A 26,495-nucleotide genomic window follows, 5' to 3' on the forward strand; every position below is an offset into this window, starting at 1 on the left:
CTCATTTCGCCGGTGCTGATGTGGCCGCACGGGCGAGGTTGGTTTCATACTGCGTCTTGCCGGAAACATATTGCTTCGGCCAGGGAATGGAAGTCAGGCCGATCTTGGCGGCTTCGTGCAGCGACCAGGCGGGATCGGCGAGATGCGGGCGGGCGATGGCGCAGAGATCGGCGCGGCCCGCCGCGATGATCGAATTGGCGTGATCGGCTTCGGAGATCGCACCTACGGCGATCGTCGGGATGCCGATCTCGTTGCGGATCTTGTCGGAGAAGGGCGTCTGGAACAGGCGGCCATAGACAGGTTGCTCCTGCTTGGAGACCTGGCCGGAGGAGCAGTCGATCAGGTCGGCGCCGGCTTCCTTGAACATGCGGGCGAAGATCGCCGCGTCTTCCGGTGTATTGCCGCCATCGGTCCAGTCATGGCAGGAGAGGCGGACCGAGATCGGCTTGTTCGCCGGCCAGATCGCCCGCATCGCATGGAAGATCTCGAGCGGATAGCGAGCGCGATTCTCATGGCTGCCGCCATATTCGTCGTCGCGCAAATTGGTCAGCGGCGACAGGAAACTCGACAGCAGATAGCCGTGGGCGCAATGCAGTTCCAGCCAATCGGCGCCGGTATCGAGCGCCAGTTCGGTCGAGCGGATGAAGTCGGCCTTGACGCGGTCCATATCGGCGCGATCCATGGCCCTCGGCACCTGGCTGTTATTGAGATAGGGGACTGATGATGCTGAGATCAGCGGCCAGTCGCCTTCGGGAAGTGGCTGGTCGATGCCTTCCCAGGCGAGCTTCGTCGCACCCTTGCGGCCGGCATGGCCGAGCTGGATGCCGACCTTGGCGGCGCTGTTCATGTGAACGAAATCGACGAGGCGCTTCCACTGCGCGACCTGCGCCTCGTTCCAGAGGCCGAGGCAGCCGGGTGTGATGCGTGCATCCGGGGTGACGCAGGTCATTTCCGCAAAGATCAGACCAGCGCCTCCGAGGGCGCGCGAGCCGAGATGGACGATGTGAAAATCGTTCATCACGCCGTCCTCGGCCGAATACATCGCCATCGGCGACATGACGATGCGGTTGATGAGTTGGACATCGCGCAGGCGGTAGGGCGTGAACATCGGCGGCAGGCAGCGGTCGTTGCCGACGGCAAGGCCGGATCTCTCGGCGAACCAGCGCTCGTAACCTTCGAGCCAGGTCTTGTCGCGAAGCCTTAAATTCTCGTGGCTGATGCGCTGCGAGCGCGTGAGCATCGAATACATGAATTGCGGCGGCTCGAGCGTATCGGCGTATCGGCGGCCGACGACCTCGAACCATTCCATCGCATTGCGAGCGGCATTCTGAATGCGGGCAACGTCGACGCGGCGGATTTCCTCGTAGGTCTCAAGGACGGCCGGAATTTTGTCCTTCTCATGCCCATGAATCATGAACTGACGGGTCAGCTCAATCGCATCGTCGATGGCGAGCTTGGTGCCGGAGCCGATGGCGAAATGCGCGGTGTGGGCGGCATCGCCCATCAGCACGACATGGGAATTGCCGTTGAAATGGCTCCACTTGCCGCAGATCAGGCGGTTGAAGTTCAGCCAGGCCGAGCCGCGGATGTGGCGGGCATTGGTCATCAGCGACGCGCCTTCGAGCACTTCGGAAAACAGGTTTTCGCAGAAGGCGATGGAGCCGTCCTGGTCCATCTTGTCGAGGCCATGGGCGAGATAGGCTTCTTCCGTCGTCTCGACGATGAAGGTCGAGGTCTTGTCGTCGAACTTATAGATATGCGCCTGGAACCAGCCGTGATCGGTGCGGCGGAAATCGAAGGTGAAGGCGTCGTACTGCTTGTTGGTGCCGAGCCAGATATAGCGATTCGGTCGGGTGATCATATCCGGCTGGAAGACTTCCGGATAATGATTGCGGATCTTCGAATTGAGGCCGTCCGAACCGATGACCAGATCGGCGTCCGGGTAATCGAGATCGGAATTGACGTCGGTTTCGAAAATCAGCTCGACGTCGAGCGCTTCGCAGCGTTTCTGCATGATGTTCAAGAGCTTCTTGCGGCCGATGCCGACGAAGCCGTGGCCCGACGTGCGCTGGCGCGTGCCCTTGAACAGAACCTCGATATCGTCCCAATGGTTGAAGGCATCCTCGATTTCGGCAGCGCTTTCGGGGTCCCATTCGCGCATCGAAACCATTGTTGCGTCGGAGAAGACGACGCCCCAGCCGAATGTATCATAGGGGCGATTGCGCTCGACGACGCGGATCGAGTGTTCGGGATGGAACTTCTTCATCAGAAGCGCGAAGTAAAGCCCTGCGGGGCCGCCGCCGATACAGACGATGCGCATCGCTTTTCCCTCCTCGTCCAGCCGCAGTCGGCCTCAAAATCATTTAAGTTTAAAATATCTTGTTGGCGCCATTCGTCAAGGCTTTTCCTGCCGGGAGCCGCGGATGGTAGATGATCATAGTACCGTATAAAATGAAAATTGTCCTTTTGAATCAATAGGAATTTAAAAATAGTTTAGGCTTAAAATTTCTTGCTTGAACATTGCGGGCTTCGGTGCGATCTTTTTTGACAACGCTCCATGTGCCGCAGGGAAACGGCTGTCGTGGCGATTTGATCGATAGGAATGCGGGAGCAAGGCAATGCTGGGACCGACTGGTCATACCGATACATTCACGCGAGACAATCTACCGCCTTTCGAGGAATGGCCCGAGCTGCGGATGGATGGTTTCGACTATCCGGAATGGCTGAATGCCGGCTTCGAACTCAGCGACCGCATGGTCGAGAAAGGCTTCGGCGACAATGTCGCCCTGATCGGCAACGGCCGCCGCCGCACCTATAAGGAACTGGCGGACTGGACCAATCGTATTGCGCATGCGCTCGTCGAGAATTTCGGCGTCAAGTCCGGCAATCGCGTTCTCATCCGCTCCGGCAACAACCCCGCCATGATCGCCTGCTGGCTGGCGGTGACGAAGGTCGGTGCCGTCGCGGTCAATACTATGCCGATGTTGCGAGCAGGCGAGCTTTCCAAGGTCATCGACAAGGCGGAAATCTCGCTGGCGCTTTGCGATACGCGGCTGCTGGAGGAGCTTGTCTCGGCGGCCAAGGGCAGCCATTTCCTCAAGCAGGTGATCGGCTTCGATGGCACTGCCAATCACGATGCCGAGCTCGACCGCATCGCGCTCAACAAACCCGTTCGTTTCGAGCCCCTGAAGACCGGGCGGGATGATGTGGCGCTGCTCGGTTTCACATCGGGATCGACGGGTGTGCCGAAGGCGACGATGCATTTCCATCGGGATATCCTGATCATCGCCGACGCCTATGCCAAGGAAGTGCTGCAGGTGACGCCCGATGACGTCTTCATCGGCTCGCCGCCGATCGCTTTTACCTTCGGGCTTGGCGGTCTCGTCATCTTCCCCTTGCGCTTCGGCGCATCGACGGCGCTGCTCGAAAACGCCTCGCCGAAGAACATGGTCGAGATCATCCAGGAATATGGCGCGACGATCAGCTTCACCGCACCGACGGCCTATCGCGCCATGCTGGCGGCAATGGAAGAGGGGGCGGATCTGTCTTCACTTCGCATCGCCGTTTCGGCCGGCGAGACGCTGCCGGGGCCGATCTTCGAGGAGTGGACGCACAAGACCGGCAAGCCGATCCTCGACGGCATCGGCTCGACCGAGTTGCTGCACATCTTCATCTCCAACCGTCTTTCCGACGCGCGGCCGAACTGCACGGGCAAGCCGCTGACGGGCTATGAAGCCCGTGTCGTCGACGATGAGATGAACGAAGTTCCGCGCGGCATGATCGGCAAGCTCGTCGTTCGCGGGCCGATCGGCTGCCGCTATCTCGCCGATTCCAGGCAGGCCGATTATGTACGGGATGGCTGGAATGTGACCGGCGACAGCTTCATTCAGGACGACGAAGGCTATTTCCACTTTGCCGCCCGTTCCGACGACATCATTCTTTCGGCCGGCTACAATATTGCCGGGCCGGAAGTCGAGGCAGCACTTCTTTCGCATGCCGATGTGCTGGAATGCGCCGTCATCGGCAAGCCGGACGAGGAGCGGGGTCATATCGTTCAGGCGCATGTGGTGCTGACGGCAGGCGTCGTCGCATCGGATCTGCAGGTCAGGAAGCTACAGGAGCACGTGAAGGCGGTGATCGCGCCTTATAAATATCCGCGCTCCATCGTCTTCGTCGAAGCCTTGCCGAAGACGGAATCGGGTAAAATACAGCGCTTCCGCCTGAAGACGCCGGCGGCTTGAATAGGCGGCGCTTTCCTGGCATCGATCACCTGCCCGGATTCTTCGGATCCCACAACACGGCTCCGGTATCTTTTTCATAAGCCATACCCTTGGGATAGCTGATGGCCTCGAATTGCAGGCCCCATGGTGCCTGAAAATACAGGATCGATTGGCCGGCGGCCGGGCCATCCTGGACCGAGAAGGGTCCCAGCCGTGTCTCGATGTTGTTGCTGTCCAGATAGGCCTTTGCCGCGTCGATATCATCGACGTAGAGCGAGATATGAAATGCGCCGATATCGCTGTTCTTCTGTTTCAGATCTTGCTGGTCCGGGGCCGAGTATTCGAAGAGCTCTATGTTCGATCCGAAACCGCAGCGTATTTGCGTTATTTGCTTTACCTGAGCCTTTGGGTGGACACCGAGCAAATCCGTCATGAACGTGCCCTCGTCATCGGCAAAAGGGCCGAACGACATTATGACCTCACAGCCGAGCACGTTCTGAAAGAAATCGACCGCCTGCTTCATATCCGGCACCGTGAGTCCCGTATGGTCATGGCCACGAAGTCCGGGCAGCCCGCCGGCTTTTTTCTCTGCTGACATAGGGTATTTCATGGCGATTTCCCTTTCGGTAGGCCGATACTTTTGCATTCCCGCTGCGGTTTCAGTGACAGCTTTGCGCCTCCTTCGGGCGGCTATTCAAGCTTCCGACGCTTCTTCCACCAGGCTTTCGCGACCGAGCCAGTGCGGGTCGACTTCCGGCAGGGGGATAGCGTCGAGCAGCATGCGGGTATAGGCGGAAGCGGGTGCGGTGAAGACGCGCTCGCATCCGCCTTCTTCCTCGACGCGGCCGTGACGCAGGACGTAGACGCGGTCGCAGACGGCGCGGATGATGGAGAGATCGTGGCTGATGAAGGCCATGGACAGGCCGAGGTCGCGCGAAAGCTCCTTCAAGAGATTAAGCACCTGCGCCTGCGTCGACACATCGAGACCGGAGACGATCTCGTCGGCAAGTACGAAATCCGGTTTCAGCAGGGCTGCCCGCGCGATGCCGATGCGTTGGCGCTGGCCGCCGGAAAGCTCGTGCGGATTGCGATCGAGGCAGGCCTGCGGCAGCGTCACGCGTTCCAGGATTTCAGCGACGCGGCGTTCGGCTTCCTTCCGGTCGGAAGCCAGCCGATGCAGTAGCAACGGCTCGACGAGGATGCGGCGGATCGTATGGCGCGGATTGAGTGAGGCCATCGGATCCTGGAAGATCATTTGCATGCGGCGGCGGAACGGGCGCATGTCAGCATCTGGCAGGCGGGTGATGTCCCTGCCGTCGAAATGGATGCTGCCGGTAGTCACATCGACCAGCCGTAGCAGGGCGCGACCGAGCGTCGTCTTGCCTGAACCGCTTTCGCCGACGATACCGACGGTCTCGCCACGGCGGATGTCGATATCGACTCCGTGCAGCACCTTGATGCCATGGCCCGGCGGGCCGAAAAGATGCGGCTTGGCGCCATAGGTGACTTCGATGCCCCTGGCCAACAGGAGATGATCGGAACCGCTCATCGGCCGCCCTCCGGAATGCCGATTTCGCGGCGCAACTGCTCGAAGACGGCTTGCGGAACCGGCGTCAGCCCGGCATCCGGACGGTCGTAGCGCGGGCCGGCGGCGACAAGTGATTTCGTGTAGATGTGCTGGGGATGCGCAAGCACGTCACTCGTGCGACCCTCTTCAATAACCTTGCCGGCGTAGAGCAGGGTCACACTGTCGCAGATCTGCGCGACGACGCCGAGATCGTGCGTGACGAAGATGACGGCGGTGCCATGCGCTTCCTGCAGGCCACGGATCAGCCGCAGGATCTGCTTCTGCACGGTGACATCGAGCGCCGTGGTCGGCTCGTCGGCGACGACCAGTTTCGGTTCCAGGGCGAAGGCGGCGGCAATCAATATGCGTTGGCGCATGCCGCCTGACAATTCATGGGGATAGGCGCGCAACACACGTTCGGGATCGCGGATATGCACTTCGTCCAGCAGTTTCAGCGCGCGACGGTGGGCATCGCCCGACGACATGCCCCGCTTCAACCGCAGGCCGTCGGTCAGTTGCGCCTCGATGCGCCGGCCGGGATTGAGCGCCGTCTGCGGGTCCTGCGGGATCAGCGAGATATCGCTGCCCATGATGCCGCGCAATTCCCTGGCTGAAAGGGTAAGGAGGTTGCGGTTCTCGAACAGGATCGATCCACTTGTAATGCGGACGCTGCGCGGCAAGATGCCGAGCAAGGCCTTGGCGATGGTGGATTTTCCGGCGCCGCTTTCGCCGACGAGCCCGCGTACTTCGCCGCGCGTGAGCGTCAGGGAAACATTGCGCAGGATCGGTGCGCCGCCGTCGCGGTCGGATATGGCGCTGAGGCCGGCAATGGAGAGGAGTGGAGATGTCATCGGCGCATCACCGGATCGAGGGCGCGGCGCAGGCCGTCGCCGAGTTGATTGAAGGCAAGCACCGTCGCGAACAGCGCGATCAGCGGCACGACCAGCACCCACCAGCCCTGATAGATCATCTGCCGTCCCTCGGCGATCATGCCGCCCCAGGTCGGCGTATCGGATGCAACAGACAATCCGACGAAAGACAGGATGGCTTCGACAATGACGGCGATGCCCATTTCCAGGCTGACAAGGGCGATCAGCACCGGCGTCACGTTTGGCAGGATTTCGCTGAAGAGGATTCTGGCTCGCGAAAAGCCGATCGTATGGGCTGCGGTCACATAATCCATCCGCGCCTGTGCCTGCGTTTCCGAGCGCACGACGCGGCAGAAGCGTGTCCAGTCGATGATGACGATGGCCGCGATCACCGAATGCATGCCGGAGCCGAAGACGGCGACGAGCAGGATCGACAGCAGCACCGGCGGGAAGGCCATCCAGATATCCACGAGACGGGAGATCACCTTGTCGATCCAGCCGCCGTACCAGCCGGCGAGAAGGCCGAGCAATGTGCCTATGAATGCTGCAAGACCTGCAGCGATGAAGGCGACTGTCAGAGCGATGCGCGTGCCGAAGATGGCGCGTGACAGCACGTCGCGGCCGAGATCGTCCGTACCCAGCAGGAAACCCGGATCTGAACCGTCGATCCACGCCGGCGGCAGGGTGCCGGACATGAGATCCTGCTCCAGCGGGTCCTTCGGCGCGATATAGGGCGCGAAGATCGCGAGGATGAGAAGAATGACAATGAAGCCGCCGCCGAAGATCACCTTCGGCTCGGAGAGCAGCGCCCGGATGCGTTTCGCCATTCTCGATGGTGGTCGCGGTATGGCGGGCGAGGTGACGTCAGCCATGGGCGAGCCTCGGATTGAAGGCCGCGACCAGGAGATCGACCGCCAGATTGACGAGAATGAAGAGGGCGCCGAAGACCAGCACGAGCCCTTGGATTAGCGGCAGGTCGCGATTGATGACCGCATCGATCGCCATGTTGCCGATGCCAGGATAGGCGAAGATGCGCTCGACGATGACGGTGCCGCCGATCAGGAAGGTGAATTGTACGCCGGTCAGCGCGATGGTCGGGCCGACGGCATTGCGCAGTGCCTCCTGCAGCACCAGCCGCAGCTCGGACATGCCCTTGAGTTTGGCGAGCAGAATATAGTCCTGCACCATGGCCTCGGAGAGTGCGGCTTTGAGTACGCGGGCGATGATGGCGGCCAGCGGCAGGCCGAGCGCCAGGACCGGCATGACCATATGCGCGCAGATGTCGGCGAAGATGCCGAAGCGAAGCGTCAGCAGGCTTTCGAGGAGATAGAAAGGCGTGGCGAATCGTGCGTCGACGCTCGGATCGATGCGGCCGGAGAGCGGAAAGAGCGGAAAGAGGACGCCGAGGACGAGAACCAGCGCCAGCGCCCAGACGAAATCCGGAACCGCGAGAAAAAGGCCGGTGAGGCTATCGATCACAGGCTCGAAAATCGTGCGGCGGGCGAGCGTACCGACGATCGCGACCGCGCCGCCGAGAAGAACGGCCAGCACTAATGCAGCGAAGGCAAGTTCCAGCGTTGCGGGGAGGCGCTCGCCGAGCAGGGAGAGTACATCGCGCTTCAGGGAGATAGAAGTGCCGAAGTCACCCGTCAGAACCGATTTCAACCACAGCCAGAATTGCGTGGTCAGGCTCGCATCGAGCCCGTAATGAGCGCGGAGCGCGGCGATGTCGGCCGGACTCGCGCCCGGCGAGATCATCATCGCGATCGGATCGCCCGGCACGACGCGCAACAGGATGAAGACGATCACTGCCACGCCGAAGAGGGTGATCGTGGCCATGATCAGCCGGTTGAGAATGGAGACTGCTATCATTCGTTATGAATTCCGATCGCATCTGCTGCTGCAAATGAAGCGTGCGGGCCCCTCATCCGGCCTGTCGGCCAGCTTCTCCCCGTTTTGAAGGGGAGAAGGAGACAGAAGCACCCGCAGCCTTCTTTCCGCGCACCGTCTTAGGCGAGAGACAGAGGTCGTCCCCTCTCCCCGCATGCGGGGAGAGGGTTAGGGTGAGGGGCAAGGCTACACGCTTAGAGCTCGACGCATCAACCCTTCGACACCAGTGTCGGCTGCAGGGCGCCGGAGACGTTCGGCGTGACCTTCAGGCTCGATTTGTAGACGATCGGCTGGGCATATTGCAGCAGCGGGATCACATAGCCCTGTTCGGCGATGTACTTGATCGCCGCCTTCCAGCCGGTAATGCGCTTTGCCTCGTCCTTTTCCACCCATAGCGGCCCCAGCATGTCGTCGACATCCTTGGTCTTCCAGGCCGAGTGTGGCGAAGGGCCGAACATGGCAAAGCCTGTGGAGGTCGTCGGGTCGCCGATAGCGTTGCCCCAATTGTAGAAGGCGGCCGGGCCGAGCTGATGGGCGGCGCGCAGCTCGTAGTGCTTGGCGATTTCGTAGACTTCGATTTCAGCCTGGATGCCGACCTTGCGCCACATGCCGACGATCGCCTGGATCATCTCGTAGTCCTTCGGCTTGAAGCCTCGGGTCGTCTTGATGCTGAATTTCACCGGCTTTTCCGGCGAATAGCCGCTGGCTGCCAAGAGTTTCTTGGCCTGCTCAGGATCATAGGGGATTTTGATGGAAGGATCGTAGGCGTCGTATTCCGGCGCTTCCAGCGTCGAGAGCGGCTTGCCGTAGCCGCGCAGAAGCCGCTTGATGATCGCTTCCTTGTCGATCGCCATGTTGGCGGCAAGCCGAACATTCTTGTCGAGCATCGGGTCGACATTGCTGATGAAGATCATGCCGATGTCGGAGATCGGGGTTGCGACACCGGCAAGGCCCGATTTCTTCTTCAGCCGATCGAAATCCTCATAGGGTATTTCCAGCGTCACGTCGGATGAACCGGACTCGATTTCGGCCACGCGGCTCGTCGTATCCGGCACGAACTTGAAGATGACGGTGTCGAAGGCGGGCTTGCCGCCGAAGTAGTTCGGGTTTGCCTTCAGGCGCAGATAGGAGTTGCCTTCATAAGCATCGACCATATAGGGCCCAGTGCCGATCGGCTTCTTTTCGAAGCCTTGTGCGCCTACCTTGGTGTAATAATCCTTCGGCAGGACGTAGCCGGTGAGGAAGGCCATCCATTTGAAGAAAGTCGGCTCGAAGCGGACGACATCGCCGGTGATGCGATTGCCTTCCACCTTGTAATTATTGGCGGTCGACCAGATGAACTGGATCGGATTGCCCGTGTCCTGCTTGGCGGCGCGCTCCAGCGACCAGACGACGTCATCGGGCGTGAATTTGGAGCCATCATGCCAGGTGACGCCCTCGCGGACGTCCATCCAGACCTTGGTCTTGTCGTCATTCCAGCCCCAGGCGGTCAGCAGACCCGGCTGGAATTTCAGATCCGGTCCCTGGCCGATGAACTGGTCGAAGATCGAGCGATAGATCGCCTGGATCGTCGGGTTGACGGCGGACGGGCCGGTCGTCGGATCGAAGGATGGCAGGTTGACGTTGAAGGCGATGGTCAGCGTGCCGGCTTCCGCTGCGTCCACGGGCGTTCTGCCGGCTAGAATCCCAGTCATGAATGCGGCTGCGCCGAGGCTCAATGCCTCGCGCCGAGTAAGTGTCGTCATGGTCACTCCGTTCCCCTGTTAAGCGGCAGAAAAGCATGACGCCCAACTGCCGCTGGCGATTTATTGTCGGAATGTTTTAATCTTAAAATACATATTTTGGAGCGGCAAGTGCTTTCTATGACCGTCTCGCGAAATCCGGCCTCCATTCCTCGACCGGCTTTGCAGGTTCGCAAAAAATCTATGCTTATGCATATATATAGCTGCTGAGCCTATACTGTAGCCAGCGATGTCTCACGGTCATGCAATATGGTCGTGCAGCCGATATCGCAAATTGCGGCGGCGAAATCGCATAATTGTTCGTTGACAGTTCAAGGAAGTTCAAAATATGATTTTGCAAATGATTTAAAACAAGCCCACAAGGGCAAAGGGGTAACGTCATGGCCGAGCGATCGTTTGCGCGCGAGGTCGAGGATCTGAAGCTCGGGGAAGGTGACATCTTCCGCGGCGAGGGTATCCTCGCGATCACCAAGGCACTTCTGCAGTCCGGTGTTTCCTATGTCGGCGGCTATCAGGGCTCGCCGATCTCCCATCTCATGGACGTGTTGGCCGACGCCAAGGACGTGATGCAGGATCTGGGCGTCCACTTCGAGACGTCGGCCTCGGAAGCGGCCGCGGCGGCCATGCTCTCCGCCTCCGTCATGTATCCAGTGCGCGGCGCCGTTACCTGGAAATCGACGGCGGGCACCAATGTCGCGTCCGACGCGCTTTCCAACCTGTCTTCGGGCGGGGTGACGGGCGGCGCGCTCATCATCATCGGCGAGGATTACGGCGAGGGCTCCTCCATCATGCAGGAGCGTAGCCACGCCTATGCGATGAAATCGCAGATGTGGCTGCTCAATCCGCGCCCGAACCTGCCGTCGATCGTGCAGGCGGTCGAGGAGGGGTTCGAGCTTTCGGAAGTTTCGAACACGCCTGTTATGCTGCAGGTCGGCATCCGCAGCTGTCATGTGCACGGCCAGTTCGTGACCAAAGACAACAAGCGGCCGGCCTATACGCTGAAGCAGGCGCTTGAAAATCCGGTTCGCGACGTCAACCGCATCGTGCTGCCGCCAGCTTCCTTCATGCACGAGAAGGAGAAGCTGGAGAAGCGATGGCCGGCTGCAGTCGATTTCATTAGGAAGCGTCAGCTCAACGAGTATTTCGGCCCCTCGGAAGGCGATGTCGGCATCATCCTGCTCGGCGGCGCTTACAACGGCGTCATGCGCGCGCTGCAGCAGCTCGGCCTTGCCGATGTCTACGGCAATTCCGCCGTGCCGCTTTATGTCCTTAACGTCGCCTATCCGCTTGTTGATGACCAGATCGCTGAGTTCTGCGCCAACAAGAAAGCGGTGCTGATGGTGGAGGAGGGGGCGCCGGAATATATCGAGCAATCCCTCAATACCATCCTGCGCCGCCGTGATATCCAGACCAAGGTTGCGGGCAAGGATGTGCTGCCGATGGGCGGCGAATATACCGCGCCGGTGCTGATGAAGGGCATCAAGAACTTCCTGGAAATCCATCAGCGCGTACTGCTCGGCAATCAGCCGCCGCTGCCGGATCCGACGCCTGTCCTCAACGATCCGAAGATCAAGGCGCTCGCTGAAGTCGTGCCGCCGCGCCCGCCGGGCTTTTGCATCGGCTGTCCCGAGCGGCCGATCTTTGCTGCCATGAAGATGGTGGAGGACGAGCTCGGCCAGCATCACATATCAGGCGATATCGGCTGCCATCTCTTCTCGATCCTGCCGCCCTTCAATATCGGCAGCACGACCATGGGCTACGGGCTTGGGCCGGCCGCCGCCTCGGCCTTCAATGTCGCGGCCGACAAGCGCGTGATCTCGGTCATGGGCGACGGCGGATTCTGGCACAACGGGCTTGCGACCTCCGTCGGCAATGCCGTCTTCAACAAGCAGGATGGCGTCATCCTCGTCGTCGACAACTATTATTCGGCGGCGACCGGCGGGCAGGACATACCGTCCTCGCGCGCGCTCAATCCGCGCCGCAAGACCAACAATTCGATCGTCAATGCCGTCAAGGGCATCGGCGCGACCTGGGTGCGCCAGATCGACCGGACCTATGATGTCGCCAAGATGCGCGATACGCTGCGCGAGGCTCTGACCTCGAAGGAGCCGGGACCGAAGATCATCGTCGCCTCCTCGGAGTGCATGCTCAACAAGCAGCGCCGCGTGAAGCCGCAATTCACCAAGGCCGTGAAGGACGGCAAGCGCATGGTCAAGGAGCGCTTCGGCGTGGACGAAGATGTCTGCACCGGCGATCACGCCTGTATCCGCCTTTCCGGCTGTCCCTCGCTGTCGGTCAAGCATACCGATGATCCGCTGAAGGATGATCCGGTGGCGGCAATCGACAATAATTGCGTCGGCTGCGGCAATTGCGGCGAGGTCTCCGAGGCAGCGGTGCTCTGTCCCTCCTTCTATCGTGCCGACATCATTCATAATCCGACAGGCTGGGATCGCTTCGTCGCCCGCATGCGTTCCCGCATCATCGGCTGGCTGCAGGCGCGCCGCCGCGCCGGCCGCATCGTCTTTTCGGATTGAGAGGGCGATATGAACGAGCATGTGAGCATGAGTGATCTCAGTGCAAGCCGTCTCTCGACGGACAAGCCTCTGTCGCTTGCCATCCTCGCCATGGGCGGGCAGGGCGGCGGTGTTTTGGCCGACTGGATTGTCGGCCTTGCCGAGGCTGAGGGATGGATGGCGCAGACGACGTCGGTGCCCGGCGTGGCGCAGCGAACGGGCGCGACGATCTATTATATCGAGATGCTGCCGGCCCGCGACGGGCACGAGCCGATCTTTTCGCTGATGCCGACGCCGGGCGATGTCGATGTCGTCATGGCGGCCGAGTTGATGGAGGCTGGCCGCTCGGTGCTGCGCGGTCTCGTCACGCCGGACAAGACGCTGTTGATTGCCTCGACGCATCGTTCCTTTGCGGTTGCCGAGAAGGAGAAGCCGGGCGACGGTATCGGCAATGCCGAAGTGGTTGTTGATGCCACGGATTTCGCCGCCAAGCGCACCATCGCTTTCGACATGGAAATGATGGCCGTCAGGAATGGCAGCGTGATTTCGGCCTCCATGTTCGGTGCGTTGGCCGGCTCCGGCGCGCTTCCCTTCGGTAAGCAGGCCTTCGAGGCGATGATTCGCGCCGGCGGCAAGGGCATCGAGCCTAGCCTGAAGGCCTTCAATGCCGCTTTCGACAGGGTCAAGGAGAAGCCGCGCGATGCGGTTTCCGCAACGCCGCCGAAGCATTTCGATGCCCTGCCTGAGACGGCCGGCCATCCTGCCCTGGACCGGCTGGTCAATCGCATCCGCTCGGAATTTCCCGAAGTCGCCTGGCCCTTTCTGTTCGCTGGCGTCAAGAAGCTGACGGACTATCAGGATCCGGCCTATGCCGATGAATATCTGAACCGTGTCGCGGCACTCCATGCGCTCGACCGCAAGGCCGGCGGCGCGACCAAGGATTTCGCCTTCACCGTTCAATCAGGCAAATATGTTGCCGTTGCCATGGCCTACGACGATGTCATCCGCGTCGCCGACCTGAAGGTGCGCGGCTCCCGCTTCGAGCGCGTGCGCAAGGAGGTCGGCGCCAAGGACGATCAGATCGTCTACATGACCGAATATATGCATCCGCGCATGGACGAGGTCTGCGGCACGATGCCGAAGGCGATGGGTCTCTGGATCGAAAGCCGGCCGCGCTTGTTTTCCCGGCTCGACCGTTTCGTCAACAAGGGCCGGCGGGTGCAGACCGGCACGCTTTTCTGGTTCCTCAGCCTCTACATGGTCTCGACGCTACGCCGTATCCGTCGCGGCACCTTGCGGCATGCCCGCGAGGTCGAGCATCGCGAGGCCTGGCTTGCAACGGCATCCAATCTGCTGGCCGCCAATTACGATCTCGCCGTCGAGGTGCTCGGCAACCGCCGGCTCGTCAAGGGCTATTCCGATACGCATGCGCGCGGGCTTTCCAAGTTCGATCGTGTCATGTCCGCCTTGCCGCTGTTGCGCGATCGAGAAGACGGTGCCGCCTGGATGCGGCGGCTGCGGCAGGCGGCATTGCTGGACGAGAAGGGCACGGCGCTCGATGGCGCTCTGAAGACTGTGGAGACGCTGTGAAGCTGTGGCGAGCGCGGAGCCTTATCTCGCCCCTGGCGGGCGAGAAAGCAATTTCACTGGCTTAGCAATTGCGACACAGACGCGGCCACTCATTCAAAAGCTCATCGCAATTGCTAAGTCATTGAAATTGCCAGAGCGGGGGTCCGCTTCTTGCCCGTCTTTGTTCCGGGAATTCATGCGTCCCTGCCTAACCCCGCCCTTGCAAATTCTTACACTTAGCCTTGCGGCTAAATGTAAGAATTTGCTTTCCCGCCCGCTGGGGGCGGGATAAGCACTGCCTCAGATCTCATGCTTCCTGATATTGTGCAGCACCTTGTGCAGGGTCGAGATGAAGGTGCGGTATTCCGCCTCGTCAACGCCGTCGAACATCTGGAGGAACAGGTCGTACATGGTCGGCCAGACCTTTTCGAAGGCGACGCGGCCTTCCTCGGTGATGGAGACGTCGCGGATGCGCATGTCTTCGGCGCGGGGCTGGCGGCGAATGTAGCCCTGCTGTTCGAGTGAATCCAGGGTGCGGCTCATCGTCGATTGCTCGGTCACGGCGAAGACAGAGAGTTCGTTGATCGTGACACTCGAGGATACGCTGAGAACAGCAAGCGCGCGCATCTTGACGGTCGTCATGTCGTATTCACGAAGCTCTTCGGACAGATTGGCGTTCCAGCGCGCCATCAGCCGGTTCATCAGATAGGGTGCGAAGTGATTGAGGCCGATTTCGCCCATGGTCGGGCGCTTTGCGTTCTCATCCTGCTTGCGCCTCAAAACGGTGCCTGAAAACCGTTCCTCCATCGACGATCCTCCCTGGGAAACGTGTTACTTCAGCGATGATGCGAGCAGGAAGCCGGAGCCTCCACCAAGGCCTGCACCGGGATGGGCCGAAGCGCCGATGTGGTAGAGGCCTGATATGTGGGTGCGGTGGTTAACAGATGACTTGAAGGGACGCCAGATGAAAAGCTGGTCGAGGCCGCAATAGCCACCATAAGGGTCGCCCCCAACGAGGTTCATGTTCATCGCTTCCAGATCACCCGGAGAGTAGGCGCGGCGTGCGAGTTTTATGCTTGAGAAGTTTTCGATGTGGCTCGCAAGCAGGGCTTCGACGCGGTCGGCATAGCGCTCGCGCACCTCTTCCGTCCAGCGGCCATCTTCCGGCGTCGCGATCTCGCCGGCGGCATCGCCCTTGATGCGGCGCGGCGCTTCGGGAAGCTGCAGCCAGAGGATCGATTTGCCTTCCGGCGCGCGGCTGGGATCGAGCGCCACCGGCTGACCGACGCAGACGGTGGGCTCCGCAGGCAATAGCCCGCGCTCGCATTCGTTGGCGGCGCGCGAGACGCCGTCGAGGCTGGGGGTCAGATGTAGCAGCGCCACCTTGCCGAGCTCGGCATCGGCCTTCCAGCGCGGCGGTTCGGAAAGTGCGTAATGGATCTGCATATCGCCCTTGCCGTAGCGATAGCTGGCAACGCTCGATTTTATCTCGGCCGGCAGCGGATCCGGCCAATCCGCCATCAGCCGCTCGTAGAGCTGGTTGGGGGTCACGGAGCAGATCACCCCGGCTTTCGCCCTTAATATCTCGCCGCTTGCAAGCCGCACGCCGCCGGCGCGGCGATTGGGGCCGGGAACGACGGCCTCGACATCGGCCCTGACACGGATTTCGCCGCCATTATCGGCAATCAGTCGTTCGAAGGCGGCCAGCAGTTTCTCGGCGCCGCCCTTGACGATCGGCGCGCCGCCCAGCTCCAGCGCAAAGGCGATGACCTTCAGCATCTCGGCGGAGTAGGCACTTTCCGGCCCGAGGCCGCAATGCAGCACCCAGGGTGCCCAGAGCGCGTGAATGTCTTCCGACCGATAGGTGGTTTCGAGGTAGCCGCGCGCCGGCGTCAAGGCTTCGCCGAACCAGGCGGCAAGCTTGCGCAGGCCACGGTTCCAGCCTTGCCCGGCAACGGCCTTCAGGGTCGAACCCGACCACAGCGCGCCGCCTAGCAGGGAAAACAGGAATGGCGCATCGGCGGCAAGGGCCTCCATCTCGCGGGAGAAGGTCTGCCCGTCACCGAGCGACAGTTCGTCGAAGGTGGCGATATTTCGCTGCCTGTTCTTGGAAAAGATCACATGCGAACCATCGGGTCGCAGGATGCCTGTGGGAAACTCGGCATGGGCAAATTCCAGGCCCCGCGCCTCCAGATCCTTGCCGATGGCGCCATAGGCCGGCGAGGTGAGGAACAGCACCATGGTCGTTGCCATGACGTCGTGGATGAAGCCGGTCTCGGTGATCTCCTCGGTGCGCAGGCAACCGCCGATGCGGTCGTTGCGCTCGAGGACGAGCACCTTGTGGCCTTTTTTGCCGAGCATTGCGGCTGCGACGAGCGCGTTGATGCCGCTGCCGACGATGATGTAATCATGATCGCCCATTGCCGCTGCCCCTCATAGGCAAGATGAACGGAAAGGCTGAAGTCCGCCCCGGACGCCAACCTCTCCAGCCTATCATGCAATCAATGCCAGTGCACGAACCGGCGAACCGGTGCCCTTGACGAACTTCAGCGGAGCGGCAATCAGCACGGCGCCCTTGGCCGGAAGCTGATCGAGGTTCGAGAGGCTGGCGAGGCCATAGCGATTGGCCTTGTGCATGAGGTTATGCGCCGGGAAGGGCGGGTTCATGCCGCCGGCGGAGCCTGCATCGGTGCCGATCGTTTCCGAACCCCAGCCGATGACCCCCTTGCTCAGCAGATATTCGATGGCCTCGGCCGTCGGGCCGGGAGAGTGGGGGCCGTTTTCATCGGCATTCAGGAAGGTCTCGGTCGAGCCGTTGCGCTTGTACCAGTCGGTGCGCAGCAGCACCCAGGTGCCGGCTTCGATTGCGCCGTTCTCAGCTTCCCATTCCTTGATGCTGTCGACCGTCAGCAGATAGTCGGGATCGGCTGCAGCTTCCTTGGAGCGGTCAATGACATTGGCCGGCGCTACGAAATTCTGCGGTGGGATGGTGTCGGTCGTGTTGTTCGGATTGTCCTTGCCGGTGACCCAGTGGCACGGCGCATCGAAATGCGTGCCGGTATGCTCGCCGAGTTCAAGCCAATTCCAGGCCCAGAAGGGGCCGTCCTCGTTGTATTCGGAGATCGTGTGGACCTTGACCTTGGGCGTGTTCTTGCCAAACTGCGGCGGCAGGTAGAGCACCGGGGTATCCGGTCCGAGCGGCGCGGTGAGATCGACGACCTTGACGGAGCCCGAAAGCAGGGCCGAGGCGAGACTGGCGAGTGTGGTAGCAGTCATTTTTTCTAGTTCCCCTTGTTGTCGCGTGATCCCATGCGCAGAGCCCTTTTGCAGGTCTTTTGTTCGGGATCAGGCGTGAAGTCGGTATCGCCTGGCGCGGGGTGCCTTTCCTCCTGGCACCGGGTCCGCGTGGCGGCGGAATGGAGGGAGCCTATGTCACAATATATGATATTGCAAGCATTCCAGCCCGCTTCCGGAGGCCAAAATTGGGTTTCAATTCGAGGCTGGGCCGGATTGGTAAATTACTGAAATACAACGCTAATCTCGGGAATGATTTACAACTTAGCGACCTATGATTGTGTCGGTACCTTGCGGTTCGCGCCGACAGATACTTGAAGCTTAAAGCTCAGAATGTATGCATGTGATAATAATAATTACAATTCAAAGAGGGGCGAGTAATGAGCTATGATGCGATCATTGTGGGGGCCGGCCATAATGGCCTGGCGGCGGCGGTGCATCTGGCTTCGAGGGGCTGGAAAGTCGCCGTCATCGAGGGCAACGCGGAGCCCGGCGGCGCGGTGAAGACGCGTGAGGTGACGCTGCCCGGCTTCAGGCACGATCTCTGTGCCATGAACCTCTCCATGTTCGCCGGCTCTGCCTTCTTTGCCCAGTATAAGAACGAACTGTTGGCCGAAGGTATGGGCTTCGTGCCGACTGCGGACTGCTTTGCCAGCGTCTTCCGCGACGGCACCTATCTCGGCGTCAGCACCGATATCGAGAAGACAGCAGGCGCCATCGCCGACATATCGCCGCAAGATGCCGCCGCCTGGCGCAACATGCTCTCGCAATTCGGCGCGGATGCCCCGCATATTTTCGGTCTGCTCGGCTCGCCGATGCCGTCCATGGCTGCCGCCAAGGTCGTCTGGAAGGCATGGCGCGAAAAGGGGACGGGCTGGGTTTACGACACAGCGCGCATGCTCCTTGCCTCGCCGCGCGATTTTCTGGACACCCGCTTCCAGAATGCGAAGCTCAAAACGATGATGGCCGCCTGGGGGCTGCATCTCGACTTTGCACCCGATGTCGCCGGCGGCGCGCTGTTTCCCTATCTCGAATCCATGGCGAATCAGGCTTTCGGCATGGTGATCGGCAAGGGCGGCGCCGATACGATCATCAAGGCGATGGCGGCCGTGCTGAAAAGCAAGGGCGGCGAGCTGATGCTTGGAACGCGCGTCGACAAGATCATCACCTCAGGCGGCAAGGCGACTGGTGTCGTGTTGGCCGATGGACGACGTTATGAAGCCAAGCGCGCCGTTATCGCCAATGTCCATCCGCAGATCCTGTTCGGCAAGCTGCTGGATCAGGACCCGTCGCGTCGGGAGTTCGACGGCAAGGTCAAGCGCTTCCGTGCCGGCCCCGGCACGATGATGATCCATCTGGCGCTGTCGGGCCTTCCGGATTGGACGGCGGGCAAGGCGCTCCAGAATTTCGCCTATGTGCATATCGCACCGGATCTCGAAATGATGTCGCGTGTCTATGCCGACGCCATGGGCGGGCTGCTGCCGATCGAACCCGCCTTGGTGGTCGGTCAGCCAACGGCCATTGATCCGTCCCGCGCGCCTGCCGGGCAGCATGTGCTTTGGATACAGGTGCGCGTACTGCCGGCAGAATTCCATGGCGATGCCGCAGGTCAAATCAGCGGTTCGAACTGGGACGAGATCAAGGATGCCTATGCCGAGCGCGTTCTCGATATCATCGAGCGCTATGCGCCGGGCTTGCGCGGGAAGATTTTGGGCCGGTCGGTCTTTTCGCCCATCGATCTCGAACGCGAGAACCCGAATCTCGTCGGCGGTGACAACCTCTCGGGCAGCCATCATCTCGACCAGAATTTCCTCTTTCGCCCCGTTGCCGGTTATTCGCGCTACAGGACGCCGGTGGCATCTCTGTTCATGTGCGGGGCTTCGACATGGCCGGGTGCGGGAACGGGGGCGGGCTCCGGCTTCATGTTGGGGAAAATGCTGGCCAAGTGAGCACCATTTGGCTTGACGTGCAAACCTTTGACATTTCAAATGTTGCTCCCTAGATCGTTCACATCGTGAATGCAGAGCATTGAATTGAGCTGACGTGATGGCAGAACCGGAAAGTGCAACCGTTGACCTGGAGATCATCGTTCAGGGCGCGCAGGAAGGCAAAAAGCTGGAGTTGCGGCTCTGGCTGCGCATGCTGTCGACAACGAAGCTGATCTCGCAGGAAATTCGCCGCCGGCTGCGCAACGAGTTCGGCGCGACCTTGCCGCAATTCGATCTGATGGCGCAGCTCTATCGCGAACGCGAGGGTCTCCGGCTTGGGGAGCTGTCGAAGCGAACCATGGTCACCAACGGCAATGTCACCGGGCTTGTCGAACGCCTGGAAGCGGATGGCCTCGTGCTGCGCGTCACGCCCGATGGCGACCGGCGCGTGACGGTCGCGAAGCTGACGGAGAAGGGCGAGACGTCGTTCAGCGCCATGGCCGCAGCCCATGAAGGCTGGCTGCGCGACATGATGGCAGATGTGGACCCCGCTATCGTCAGCGAGCTGTGGCGCGATATCGGCGCGGTGAAATCATCGGTAAGCAACCATCTGTCAGGCGCCGACTTCGATTGACGGCCGCGCCTAAAGCATTTCCGATTTCTTCGAATTGCGAAAACGCTTTATTTTTTATTTCCTTACGCATTCCTGACGGAAAACCGCTACGCACTTTTCCTGGAAATGCTCTATCGCGCCTGCTCGCTCTTGAACTTCTTCTCAAGCACGCTGACGAGGCGCACCATCGGCCAGAGCAGGATGACGTAGATCACCGCGGCCATGATCAGCGGTGAGGGGTTGGCATAGAGGCCCTGGGCATTCTGCCCTTCCTTCAGCAGTTCCGGCAGGGCCACGGTCGAGGCGAGCGACGTATCCTTGAACATCGACACGCAGTTGCTCGTCGTTGGCGGGATGACGATACGGACCGCCTGCGGCAGCACCACCTTGTAAAGCGTGATCAGGAAGGGAATGCCGAGGGCTGCCGCGGCCTCGAACTGGCCGCGCGGCACGCTTTCGATCCCTGAGCGGAAGACCTCGGCCGAATAGGCAGCCAGCACGATGGAAAAGCCGAGGATCGCCGACCACCAGGCGGAAAAGCTGATGCCGACGAAGGGCAGCGCGTAATAGATCAGGATCAGCACCACCAGCATCGGCATGGCGCGCATGATGTCGATATAGGCGACCGTCAATAGTTGCAGCGGTTTGGGAGCATAGAGGCGGATCAGGCTGACGACGAGGCCGCCGGTCACGCCGATCAGGATACTGACCACGCCGAGCGCGATGGTCATCCAAAGCCCGCGCAGCAGTTGGGGGAAAGCCGAGATCATGACGTCGGAATTGAAGAAAGTATCGACGAAAGACATTGGCACTCCCGCGCGCGAAACGAAGATATAATTTCTTACATCTACGCCGGTCGTTGCGACCGGCGTAGCTCATTTCAACAATGATCTTTTGATCACGCCTTTGGGATAGGTAATTCGGTGATGGTGGAGGAGCCTGCCGGCGCCTTGCCGCCGAACCACTTCTCGTGGATCTTTTCCAGCGTACCGTCCTTCTTCATCGCGGTGATGGCATCGTTGATCTTGCCGAGCAGTGGCGAATCCTTGGTCATCATCAGGCCGTATTGTTCGCCGGTCTTGATGCGATCCTTGATGGCGAAGCCCTTGGTCTTGACGAAGAGATACTGCATGCCCGGAATGTCGCTGACGACGGCGTCGATGCGGCCGGCGCCGAGATCGAGGAACATGTCCTGCTGCGAGTTGTAGCCCTTTACGTCGGCAAAGCCTTGAGCAGCCTTGTTATCATTGGCCCATTTTTCACCCGTAGAGCCCGACAGCACGCCGATGGTCTTGCCCTTGAGATCGGCGAGTGTCTTGATCGAACCGCCGTCCTTGGTGGCGACGCCCATGTCGGAGTCGTAGAAGGGCTGGGTGAAGGACTGCGACTTCAGGCGCTCCGGCGTGATGGTGATGGACGAGATCGCCACGTCGATACGCTTAGAGCTCGTGGCCGCGAACAGCGCCTGGAAGCCGTAGTCGGCGATGTTCGTGGTCATGCCGGCGCGCTTGGCCGCTTCGTTGACGACATCGACCTCGAAGCCTTCGAAGCCGCCATTCGCGGTCTTGTATTCGAAGGGCGGGTTGTTCGGATAGGAACCGACATTCAAGACATCGGCGGCATAGGCGAAATGGCTTCCGCCGGCCAGGCCGACGGCGGTCGCAAGGACCAGCAGACTACGACGAGTAATAGGCATTTTCTTAGTCTCCCTCTGGTTATGGCTGCGGGCTTTTCCTCTCACCCGCGGTATTCCCCGTCCGCCAGACCGGCGGCCGTCTCATGTCATCGCGTTGACCATGCGATCGAGCGCGATGCGCATCTGTTCGGTTTCGCGGAAAGTGCACATGCGCAGGAACGCGCGCGATGCCTCGCCGAAATGGTATCCCGGTGCCAGGCCGACGCGGGCCGTTTCGAGGATACGCTCGCACAGCGCCGTCGCATCGGGCTCGCCCTGCAGCGCGAAGAAGGCATACATGCCGCCGCGCGGTTTCTCCGGCAGGATCATGCCCGGTATTTTCGGTAGCTTTTCATAGGCCAGATCGAGGCCGGCCTTGATCCGGCCGCGGATTTCGGAAACCAGCGGCTCGCCTTCGCGCAGAGCGGCGGCAGCACCTGCCTGAACCATGGCCGAGGTACCGCTATTGATATACTGCGTCATCGCGCCGAGCTGGTCGGCGACCGCAGACGGGTGCGTGAGCCAGCCGACGCGCCAGCCGGTCATCGCCCAGGCCTTCGAAAAGCTGTTGATGGCAATCACGCGATCGCCGTCTTCTGCCACCTGCAGGATCGAGGGCGCGATTTCGCCCTCGAAATAGAGGCGTGCATAGACTTCGTCGGAGATGATCCAGATGCCGGTGCGGCGGCTGAAATCCAGCAACGCCTGCATCTCTTCGCGCGAGGCGGTCCAGCCCGTCGGATTGGAGGGGGTCGACAGGAAGATCGCGCGGGTGCGGGCGTCGCAGCGGGCGAAAAGCTTGTCGAGATCGAGGCGCCAGTCGGTATCGAAATCGAGCGACACGGCACGTGGTTCGCCGCCGATCAGGTGGATGGCGTTATGAATGTTCGGCCATTGCGGCGCGACATAGACGACATTGGTGCCGACATCGACGAGCAGTTCGAGCGCCATGTAGAGCGCCTGCATGCCGCCGGGCGCGACCGTCGCGCGCTCGATCGGGATAGGGCGGCGGTGCCAGTGCGTTTGGTAGTCGGACAGCGCTTCGTTCAGCGTCGCCAATCCGCGCATGTTCGGCACGTAGAAGGTTGCGCCATCGTCGAGCGTCCTCTTTGCAGCATCGCGGATGAAGGCCGGCGTCACGATGTCGCCCTCGCCGAACCAGAGCGGAATGACGCCGCCGAGTTCGCGGGCGCGCTTGGCAAGGACTGCGATGTTGTCGGTGCGCATATCGCGGATCTGGGCGCGAATACCCTCGAGGGCATCGCGGCCTGATATCGCGTTCGGCAAGTTATGCTGCGGTAGAAGAGACAAGGAATTTCCCCTGGGAATTCGGCATTGGAGGGCTCAAACGGCTGCGGAAACTTTCGATCGAGCCACCCCTCGATTTCGAATGGTTATCTAAAAGCTGCTGCATTTCAAGGACAAATTTTAAGCTTAAAAAGTCTACCTTCCTGTTCGATTTCACTTTGCCCTTCCAAGTCGTAACGCACTGATAGAAATTAGCTTTCTTTTTTGTTCACACGCTGGCCACCCACTCGCGCGGCATCGATGCCGGCGGCCAGGCTGGCGCCCAGAAACATCGTGTCGCTTGCGAGCACAAAGAAGCTGATGCCGGCTTGCGACCATGCGCCGATATCATCGGGCGAAGGGCGGAAGATGCCGACCGCGCGGCCGGCAGACAGAGCCGTTTTTGCGATGATGCTGATCGCCGCATCGAGCCTGTCTTTGCCCGCAGGTCCCATGGCATCGATCGAGACCGAGAGATCGCCGGGGCCGATGAAGATGAGGTCGACGCCATCGACGGCGGCGATCTCGGCGATATTGGCAAGCCCGTCGGCCGTTTCGACCTGGATGGCAAGCACGAGTTCCGCATTGGCCTTGGCGAGGTAATCTGGAATGCGGTAGCCATAGGCGGCCGCACGACCGGGGCCAACGCCACGAGCGCCGAGCGGGGGATAGCGGGTGGCTTTGACGGCAGCGCTGGCCTGCTCCGCCGTCGAAACGCGGGGAACAAGAACGCCCGCCGCACCCGCGTCCAGAACAGTCGCGATATCTTCCGCCGTGTGTCCGGGTACGCGGACCATGGCGGGAACACGGTGGACGTCAGCGGCGCGGATCAGATCCTCGATACGCTCGCGGCTGATCTGCGAATGCTCCCAGTCGATGCAGATGAAATCGACGCCTGTGGCTGCCGTGACTTCGATGGCGACAGGATGCGGAATCGCCGCAAACGTACCGATGAGCAGCTTCTGCTCCATACAGTTCCGGCGGAAATCGCTCATTGGCATCCTCATATTTCAGCGGTCCTCTCAACGAGGGATAGACCGAAAAGATACAGGGCAATCTGCCCTGAATTTCAGGGCAGCTTCCGTGCCGATCGGGCACCGGCACGGAGGCATTGCGGTGGCGGAGTTGTTCGGGCGCCGCCACCGCTCACAGGCACGGCTTACTTGCACCGCGCCATGATCTCGGTCAGGACCGCATCGAACCGCGCGATCTCCTCGACCTTGTTATAATGCACCAGCGACACGCGGATGGCACCTGTTTCCATGGAAAGGCCGAGGCGTTTCATCAGGCGCGGTGCGAACATGTGGCCGTCGCGCAGGCCGATGCGTTGCTTACCCATCTCGTCCGCGAACTCCTGCGGCGTGATATCAGGCATGTTGAAGCATATTGTGGGAACGCGCTGTTCCAGACGGTTCTCGTCGGAGATGCCGTAGATGGTGGCGCCGTGGCGTTTCAGCACTGAGATCATCTCACGCGAAAGCATCAGCTCATACTGGCGGATCGCGCCCATGGCGGCTGCAAGCGCCTCGCGGCGGCTATGATCGCCAGCGGCCAGGAAACGCCGGCCGAGGCCTTCGAGATATTTGATCGCGGCGTTCATGCCGGCAACGTTCTCGTAGGTGAAGGTGCCGACTTCGATCTTGTAAGGCGGCACGTCCGGAATGAAGTCTTCCTTGAATGTGGGAAGTTTCACCAGCGCGTCGTAGCGGCCCCAGAGGAAACCCATATGCGGCGAGAAATTCTTGTAGCCGGAGCAGACGAGGTAGTCGCAGCCCCACGCCTGCACGTCGATCAGGCCATGCGGGCCGTAATGGACGCAATCGAGGAAGGTCTCGGCCCCGGCGGCCTGTGCCAGTTTGCAGACAGCGGCGACATCGACGATCGTGCCGATAGAATGCGCGGTGACGGTGCAGGCGACGAGGCGGGTCTTGTCGTTGAGCAGCGGCTTCAGGTCTTCCACATGCAGCGTGCCGTCCTCACGCATGCGCCACCAGACGATCTTCGCGCCATCGGCTTCCAGTGCCATCCAGGTGGCGATGTTGGCATCGTGATCCATGTCGGTGACGACGATCTCGTTGCGCTCGCCAAGCAGCTTGGCAATGCCGAGGCTCACGAGGCGGATGAAGGAAGTGGCGTTCTGACCGAAGGAGATTTCTTCCGGGCGATAGGCATTGACCAGCATGGCGACGCTTTCGCGCGCCTCGTCCAGATTGCGGTCAACGCCCTGGCTGTGCTGGTATTTCGCCATGCGCTGGACATTGAAATCGATGAGGTGATTGGCAACCGCGTCGACAACCGTCTGCGGCACCTGCGCGCCGCCCGCATTGTCGAGAAAGACGAAATCGCCGGCCTTCTGAATGGCGGGGAACATGGCTCGAACCTCGTCGACCGGGAAACTGTTATGGCCGGCGAATTGCGATACGGAAGGGGCGGAGCTCATGGGGATCTCGCTCTGAGTATGGGATTGAAACCTCAATTTTGATCATTTGATCACAAAATACTTTAAGGTTCAACCAAATTCCTCAGCCTCTTTTTGGGAGTTTAGCGGCGGGCCGAGCCGGAGCCCTTGCGCGGTTCATCCTGCGTGGCCGGGCAATAATCCCTGAGGATTTCGTGGGTGCGGCTGATATCAGCGATGACGCCGTCCCGTGCGCCCACGAAGTCGCCGGCTTTCAGCGCCTTGACAATGGAACCATGCTCGCCGGCGGGATCGAGCTCGCCGCTGCGCATCAAGGGTTCGACCGAGGCGGAGAGCATGCGCATGTAGGGGCCGAAGCGCAGCCACAGGGTCTCGATAAGCTGCAGCAGCACTTCGGAGCCGGAGGCGCGGTAGATGGTGAAATGGAACTGCTGGTTCTTTGCCATCAGGTCGTAGACATTGGCGCCAAGGCCGATCACATGCTGTTCCCCAGCGATGCGCTCGAGCGTTTCAATGTCTGTCGGGGTGAGGTTCGGCATGCCGAGTTCGGCGGCCAGGCCTTCAACGGCAATGCGGGCGCGGCAGAGATCGTCGAGGCGGCCGAGGGTGACGATCGGAATGCGGGCCGAGCCGTTGGCTGCGACTTCAAGCGCATTTTCAGCCGCCAGCCGGCGTAGGGCCTCGCGCACCGGCATGTTGCTGGTTCCGAAGGTTTCGGCGAGCGAGGCGATGGTCAGCGTCTGGCCCGGATCGAAATTGCCGGCCATGAGCGCGTTTCTGAGCTGCTGGTAGACGCTCTCCTGGATCGTCGTTCTGGAGGACACCGGTTCCAGGGCAATGCGCACGCTCGCTTCCTCTTCGCTTCTCAGGACTCGTTCATGGTAGAACGAAGGGCAGGAGAAAGGAAAG

At 60.8% G+C, this 26,495-nt stretch carries 21 protein-coding genes; 5 read left to right on the plus strand and 16 right to left on the minus strand.

Annotation, left to right across the window (positions count from 1 at the left end):
• Position 1 precedes the first annotated feature (1 nt).
• Positions 2-2,320, minus strand: coding sequence for a bifunctional salicylyl-CoA 5-hydroxylase/oxidoreductase (locus ACPYOP_RS01280; RefSeq protein WP_481408570.1), 2,319 nt, complete (start codon positions 2,318-2,320; stop codon positions 2-4).
• 298 nt (positions 2,321-2,618) lie between these two features.
• On the opposite strand from ACPYOP_RS01280, the gene ACPYOP_RS01285 reads away from it, so the two are divergent.
• The gene (locus ACPYOP_RS01285; RefSeq protein ID WP_481408571.1) at positions 2,619-4,241 is read left to right on the plus strand and encodes an AMP-binding protein; all 1,623 of its coding nucleotides are present in this window, start codon (positions 2,619-2,621) and stop codon (positions 4,239-4,241) included.
• Between the two features lie 25 nt (positions 4,242-4,266).
• Here ACPYOP_RS01285 and ACPYOP_RS01290 read toward each other — a convergent pair whose 3' ends face one another.
• The 6 genes from ACPYOP_RS01290 to ACPYOP_RS01315 all read right to left on the minus strand — a co-directional run bounded on the left by ACPYOP_RS01290 (position 4,267) and on the right by ACPYOP_RS01315 (position 10,291).
• On the minus strand, positions 4,267-4,830 hold the full coding sequence (locus ACPYOP_RS01290) for a VOC family protein (RefSeq protein ID WP_481408572.1): 564 nt from the start codon (positions 4,828-4,830) through the stop codon (positions 4,267-4,269).
• A gap of 84 nt (positions 4,831-4,914) precedes the next feature.
• The gene (locus ACPYOP_RS01295; protein ID WP_481408573.1) at positions 4,915-5,769 is read right to left on the minus strand and encodes an ATP-binding cassette domain-containing protein; all 855 of its coding nucleotides are present in this window, start codon (positions 5,767-5,769) and stop codon (positions 4,915-4,917) included.
• Positions 5,766-6,638 carry an ABC transporter ATP-binding protein gene (locus ACPYOP_RS01300; RefSeq protein ID WP_481408574.1) on the minus strand — a complete coding sequence of 291 codons (873 nt, stop codon included), beginning with the start codon at positions 6,636-6,638 and terminating at the stop codon, positions 5,766-5,768. The genes ACPYOP_RS01295 and ACPYOP_RS01300 overlap by 4 nt, the downstream gene beginning before the upstream one ends.
• Complete coding sequence (locus ACPYOP_RS01305) at positions 6,635-7,528, minus strand: ABC transporter permease (protein WP_481408575.1); 894 nt, start codon at positions 7,526-7,528, stop codon at positions 6,635-6,637. Before ACPYOP_RS01305 ends, ACPYOP_RS01300 begins: the two co-directional genes overlap by 4 nt.
• Positions 7,521-8,528, minus strand: coding sequence for an ABC transporter permease (locus ACPYOP_RS01310; protein WP_481408576.1), 1,008 nt, complete (start codon positions 8,526-8,528; stop codon positions 7,521-7,523). The genes ACPYOP_RS01305 and ACPYOP_RS01310 overlap by 8 nt, the downstream gene beginning before the upstream one ends.
• A 227-nt stretch (positions 8,529-8,755) precedes the next feature.
• Entirely contained in the window at positions 8,756-10,291 is a 1,536-nt protein-coding gene (locus tag ACPYOP_RS01315; RefSeq protein WP_481408577.1) for an ABC transporter substrate-binding protein, read from the minus strand.
• A 377-nt stretch (positions 10,292-10,668) separates the two neighbouring features.
• On the opposite strand from ACPYOP_RS01315, the gene ACPYOP_RS01320 reads away from it, so the two are divergent.
• A complete protein-coding gene (locus ACPYOP_RS01320; protein ID WP_481408578.1) occupies positions 10,669-12,822 on the plus strand; it encodes a thiamine pyrophosphate-dependent enzyme in 2,154 nt (717 codons plus the stop codon).
• Positions 12,823-12,831: 9 nt separating this feature from the next.
• On the plus strand, positions 12,832-14,391 hold the full coding sequence (locus ACPYOP_RS01325) for an indolepyruvate oxidoreductase subunit beta family protein (RefSeq protein ID WP_481408579.1): 1,560 nt from the start codon (positions 12,832-12,834) through the stop codon (positions 14,389-14,391).
• Positions 14,392-14,670: 279 nt separating this feature from the next.
• Here the strand turns inward: ACPYOP_RS01325 and ACPYOP_RS01330 are convergent, their stop codons facing one another.
• The 3 genes from ACPYOP_RS01330 to ACPYOP_RS01340 form a co-directional block, all read right to left on the minus strand.
• The gene (locus ACPYOP_RS01330; RefSeq protein WP_481408580.1) at positions 14,671-15,177 is read right to left on the minus strand and encodes a MarR family winged helix-turn-helix transcriptional regulator; all 507 of its coding nucleotides are present in this window, start codon (positions 15,175-15,177) and stop codon (positions 14,671-14,673) included.
• Positions 15,178-15,201: 24 nt separating this feature from the next.
• Positions 15,202-16,791 (minus strand): phytoene desaturase family protein, encoded by a 1,590-nt coding sequence (locus ACPYOP_RS01335; protein ID WP_481408581.1) that lies wholly within the window; start codon positions 16,789-16,791, stop codon positions 15,202-15,204.
• Positions 16,792-16,863: 72 nt separating this feature from the next.
• Positions 16,864-17,646 carry a cyclase family protein gene (locus ACPYOP_RS01340; protein ID WP_481408582.1) on the minus strand — a complete coding sequence of 261 codons (783 nt, stop codon included), beginning with the start codon at positions 17,644-17,646 and terminating at the stop codon, positions 16,864-16,866.
• A 398-nt stretch (positions 17,647-18,044) separates the two neighbouring features.
• On the opposite strand from ACPYOP_RS01340, the gene ACPYOP_RS01345 reads away from it, so the two are divergent.
• Together ACPYOP_RS01345 and ACPYOP_RS01350 are read left to right on the plus strand one after the other, a co-directional pair.
• Positions 18,045-19,613, plus strand: a complete 1,569-nt coding sequence (locus ACPYOP_RS01345; RefSeq protein WP_481408583.1) for a phytoene desaturase family protein — start codon at positions 18,045-18,047, stop codon at positions 19,611-19,613.
• 97 nt (positions 19,614-19,710) lie between these two features.
• Complete coding sequence (locus tag ACPYOP_RS01350) at positions 19,711-20,226, plus strand: MarR family winged helix-turn-helix transcriptional regulator (protein ID WP_120664838.1); 516 nt, start codon at positions 19,711-19,713, stop codon at positions 20,224-20,226.
• Positions 20,227-20,336: 110 nt separating this feature from the next.
• Here the strand turns inward: ACPYOP_RS01350 and ACPYOP_RS01355 are convergent, their stop codons facing one another.
• The 6 genes from ACPYOP_RS01355 to ACPYOP_RS01380 all read right to left on the minus strand — a co-directional run bounded on the left by ACPYOP_RS01355 (position 20,337) and on the right by ACPYOP_RS01380 (position 26,431).
• On the minus strand, positions 20,337-21,011 hold the full coding sequence (locus tag ACPYOP_RS01355) for an amino acid ABC transporter permease (protein WP_481408584.1): 675 nt from the start codon (positions 21,009-21,011) through the stop codon (positions 20,337-20,339).
• Between the two features lie 92 nt (positions 21,012-21,103).
• Positions 21,104-21,901 carry an ABC transporter substrate-binding protein gene (locus ACPYOP_RS01360; protein ID WP_481408585.1) on the minus strand — a complete coding sequence of 266 codons (798 nt, stop codon included), beginning with the start codon at positions 21,899-21,901 and terminating at the stop codon, positions 21,104-21,106.
• 81 nt (positions 21,902-21,982) lie between these two features.
• A complete protein-coding gene (locus tag ACPYOP_RS01365) occupies positions 21,983-23,191 on the minus strand; it encodes a pyridoxal phosphate-dependent aminotransferase (protein WP_481408586.1) in 1,209 nt (402 codons plus the stop codon).
• Positions 23,192-23,379: 188 nt separating this feature from the next.
• Entirely contained in the window at positions 23,380-24,162 is a 783-nt protein-coding gene (locus ACPYOP_RS01370) for an HpcH/HpaI aldolase family protein (RefSeq protein WP_481408587.1), read from the minus strand.
• A gap of 164 nt (positions 24,163-24,326) precedes the next feature.
• Positions 24,327-25,607, minus strand: a complete 1,281-nt coding sequence (locus tag ACPYOP_RS01375; protein ID WP_481408588.1) for a cysteine desulfurase-like protein — start codon at positions 25,605-25,607, stop codon at positions 24,327-24,329.
• Between the two features lie 101 nt (positions 25,608-25,708).
• On the minus strand, positions 25,709-26,431 hold the full coding sequence (locus ACPYOP_RS01380; RefSeq protein ID WP_481408589.1) for a GntR family transcriptional regulator: 723 nt from the start codon (positions 26,429-26,431) through the stop codon (positions 25,709-25,711).
• Positions 26,432-26,495: the final 64 nt, after the last annotated feature.

Source organism: Rhizobium sp. KNZ2-6A (genome assembly GCF_056755475.1).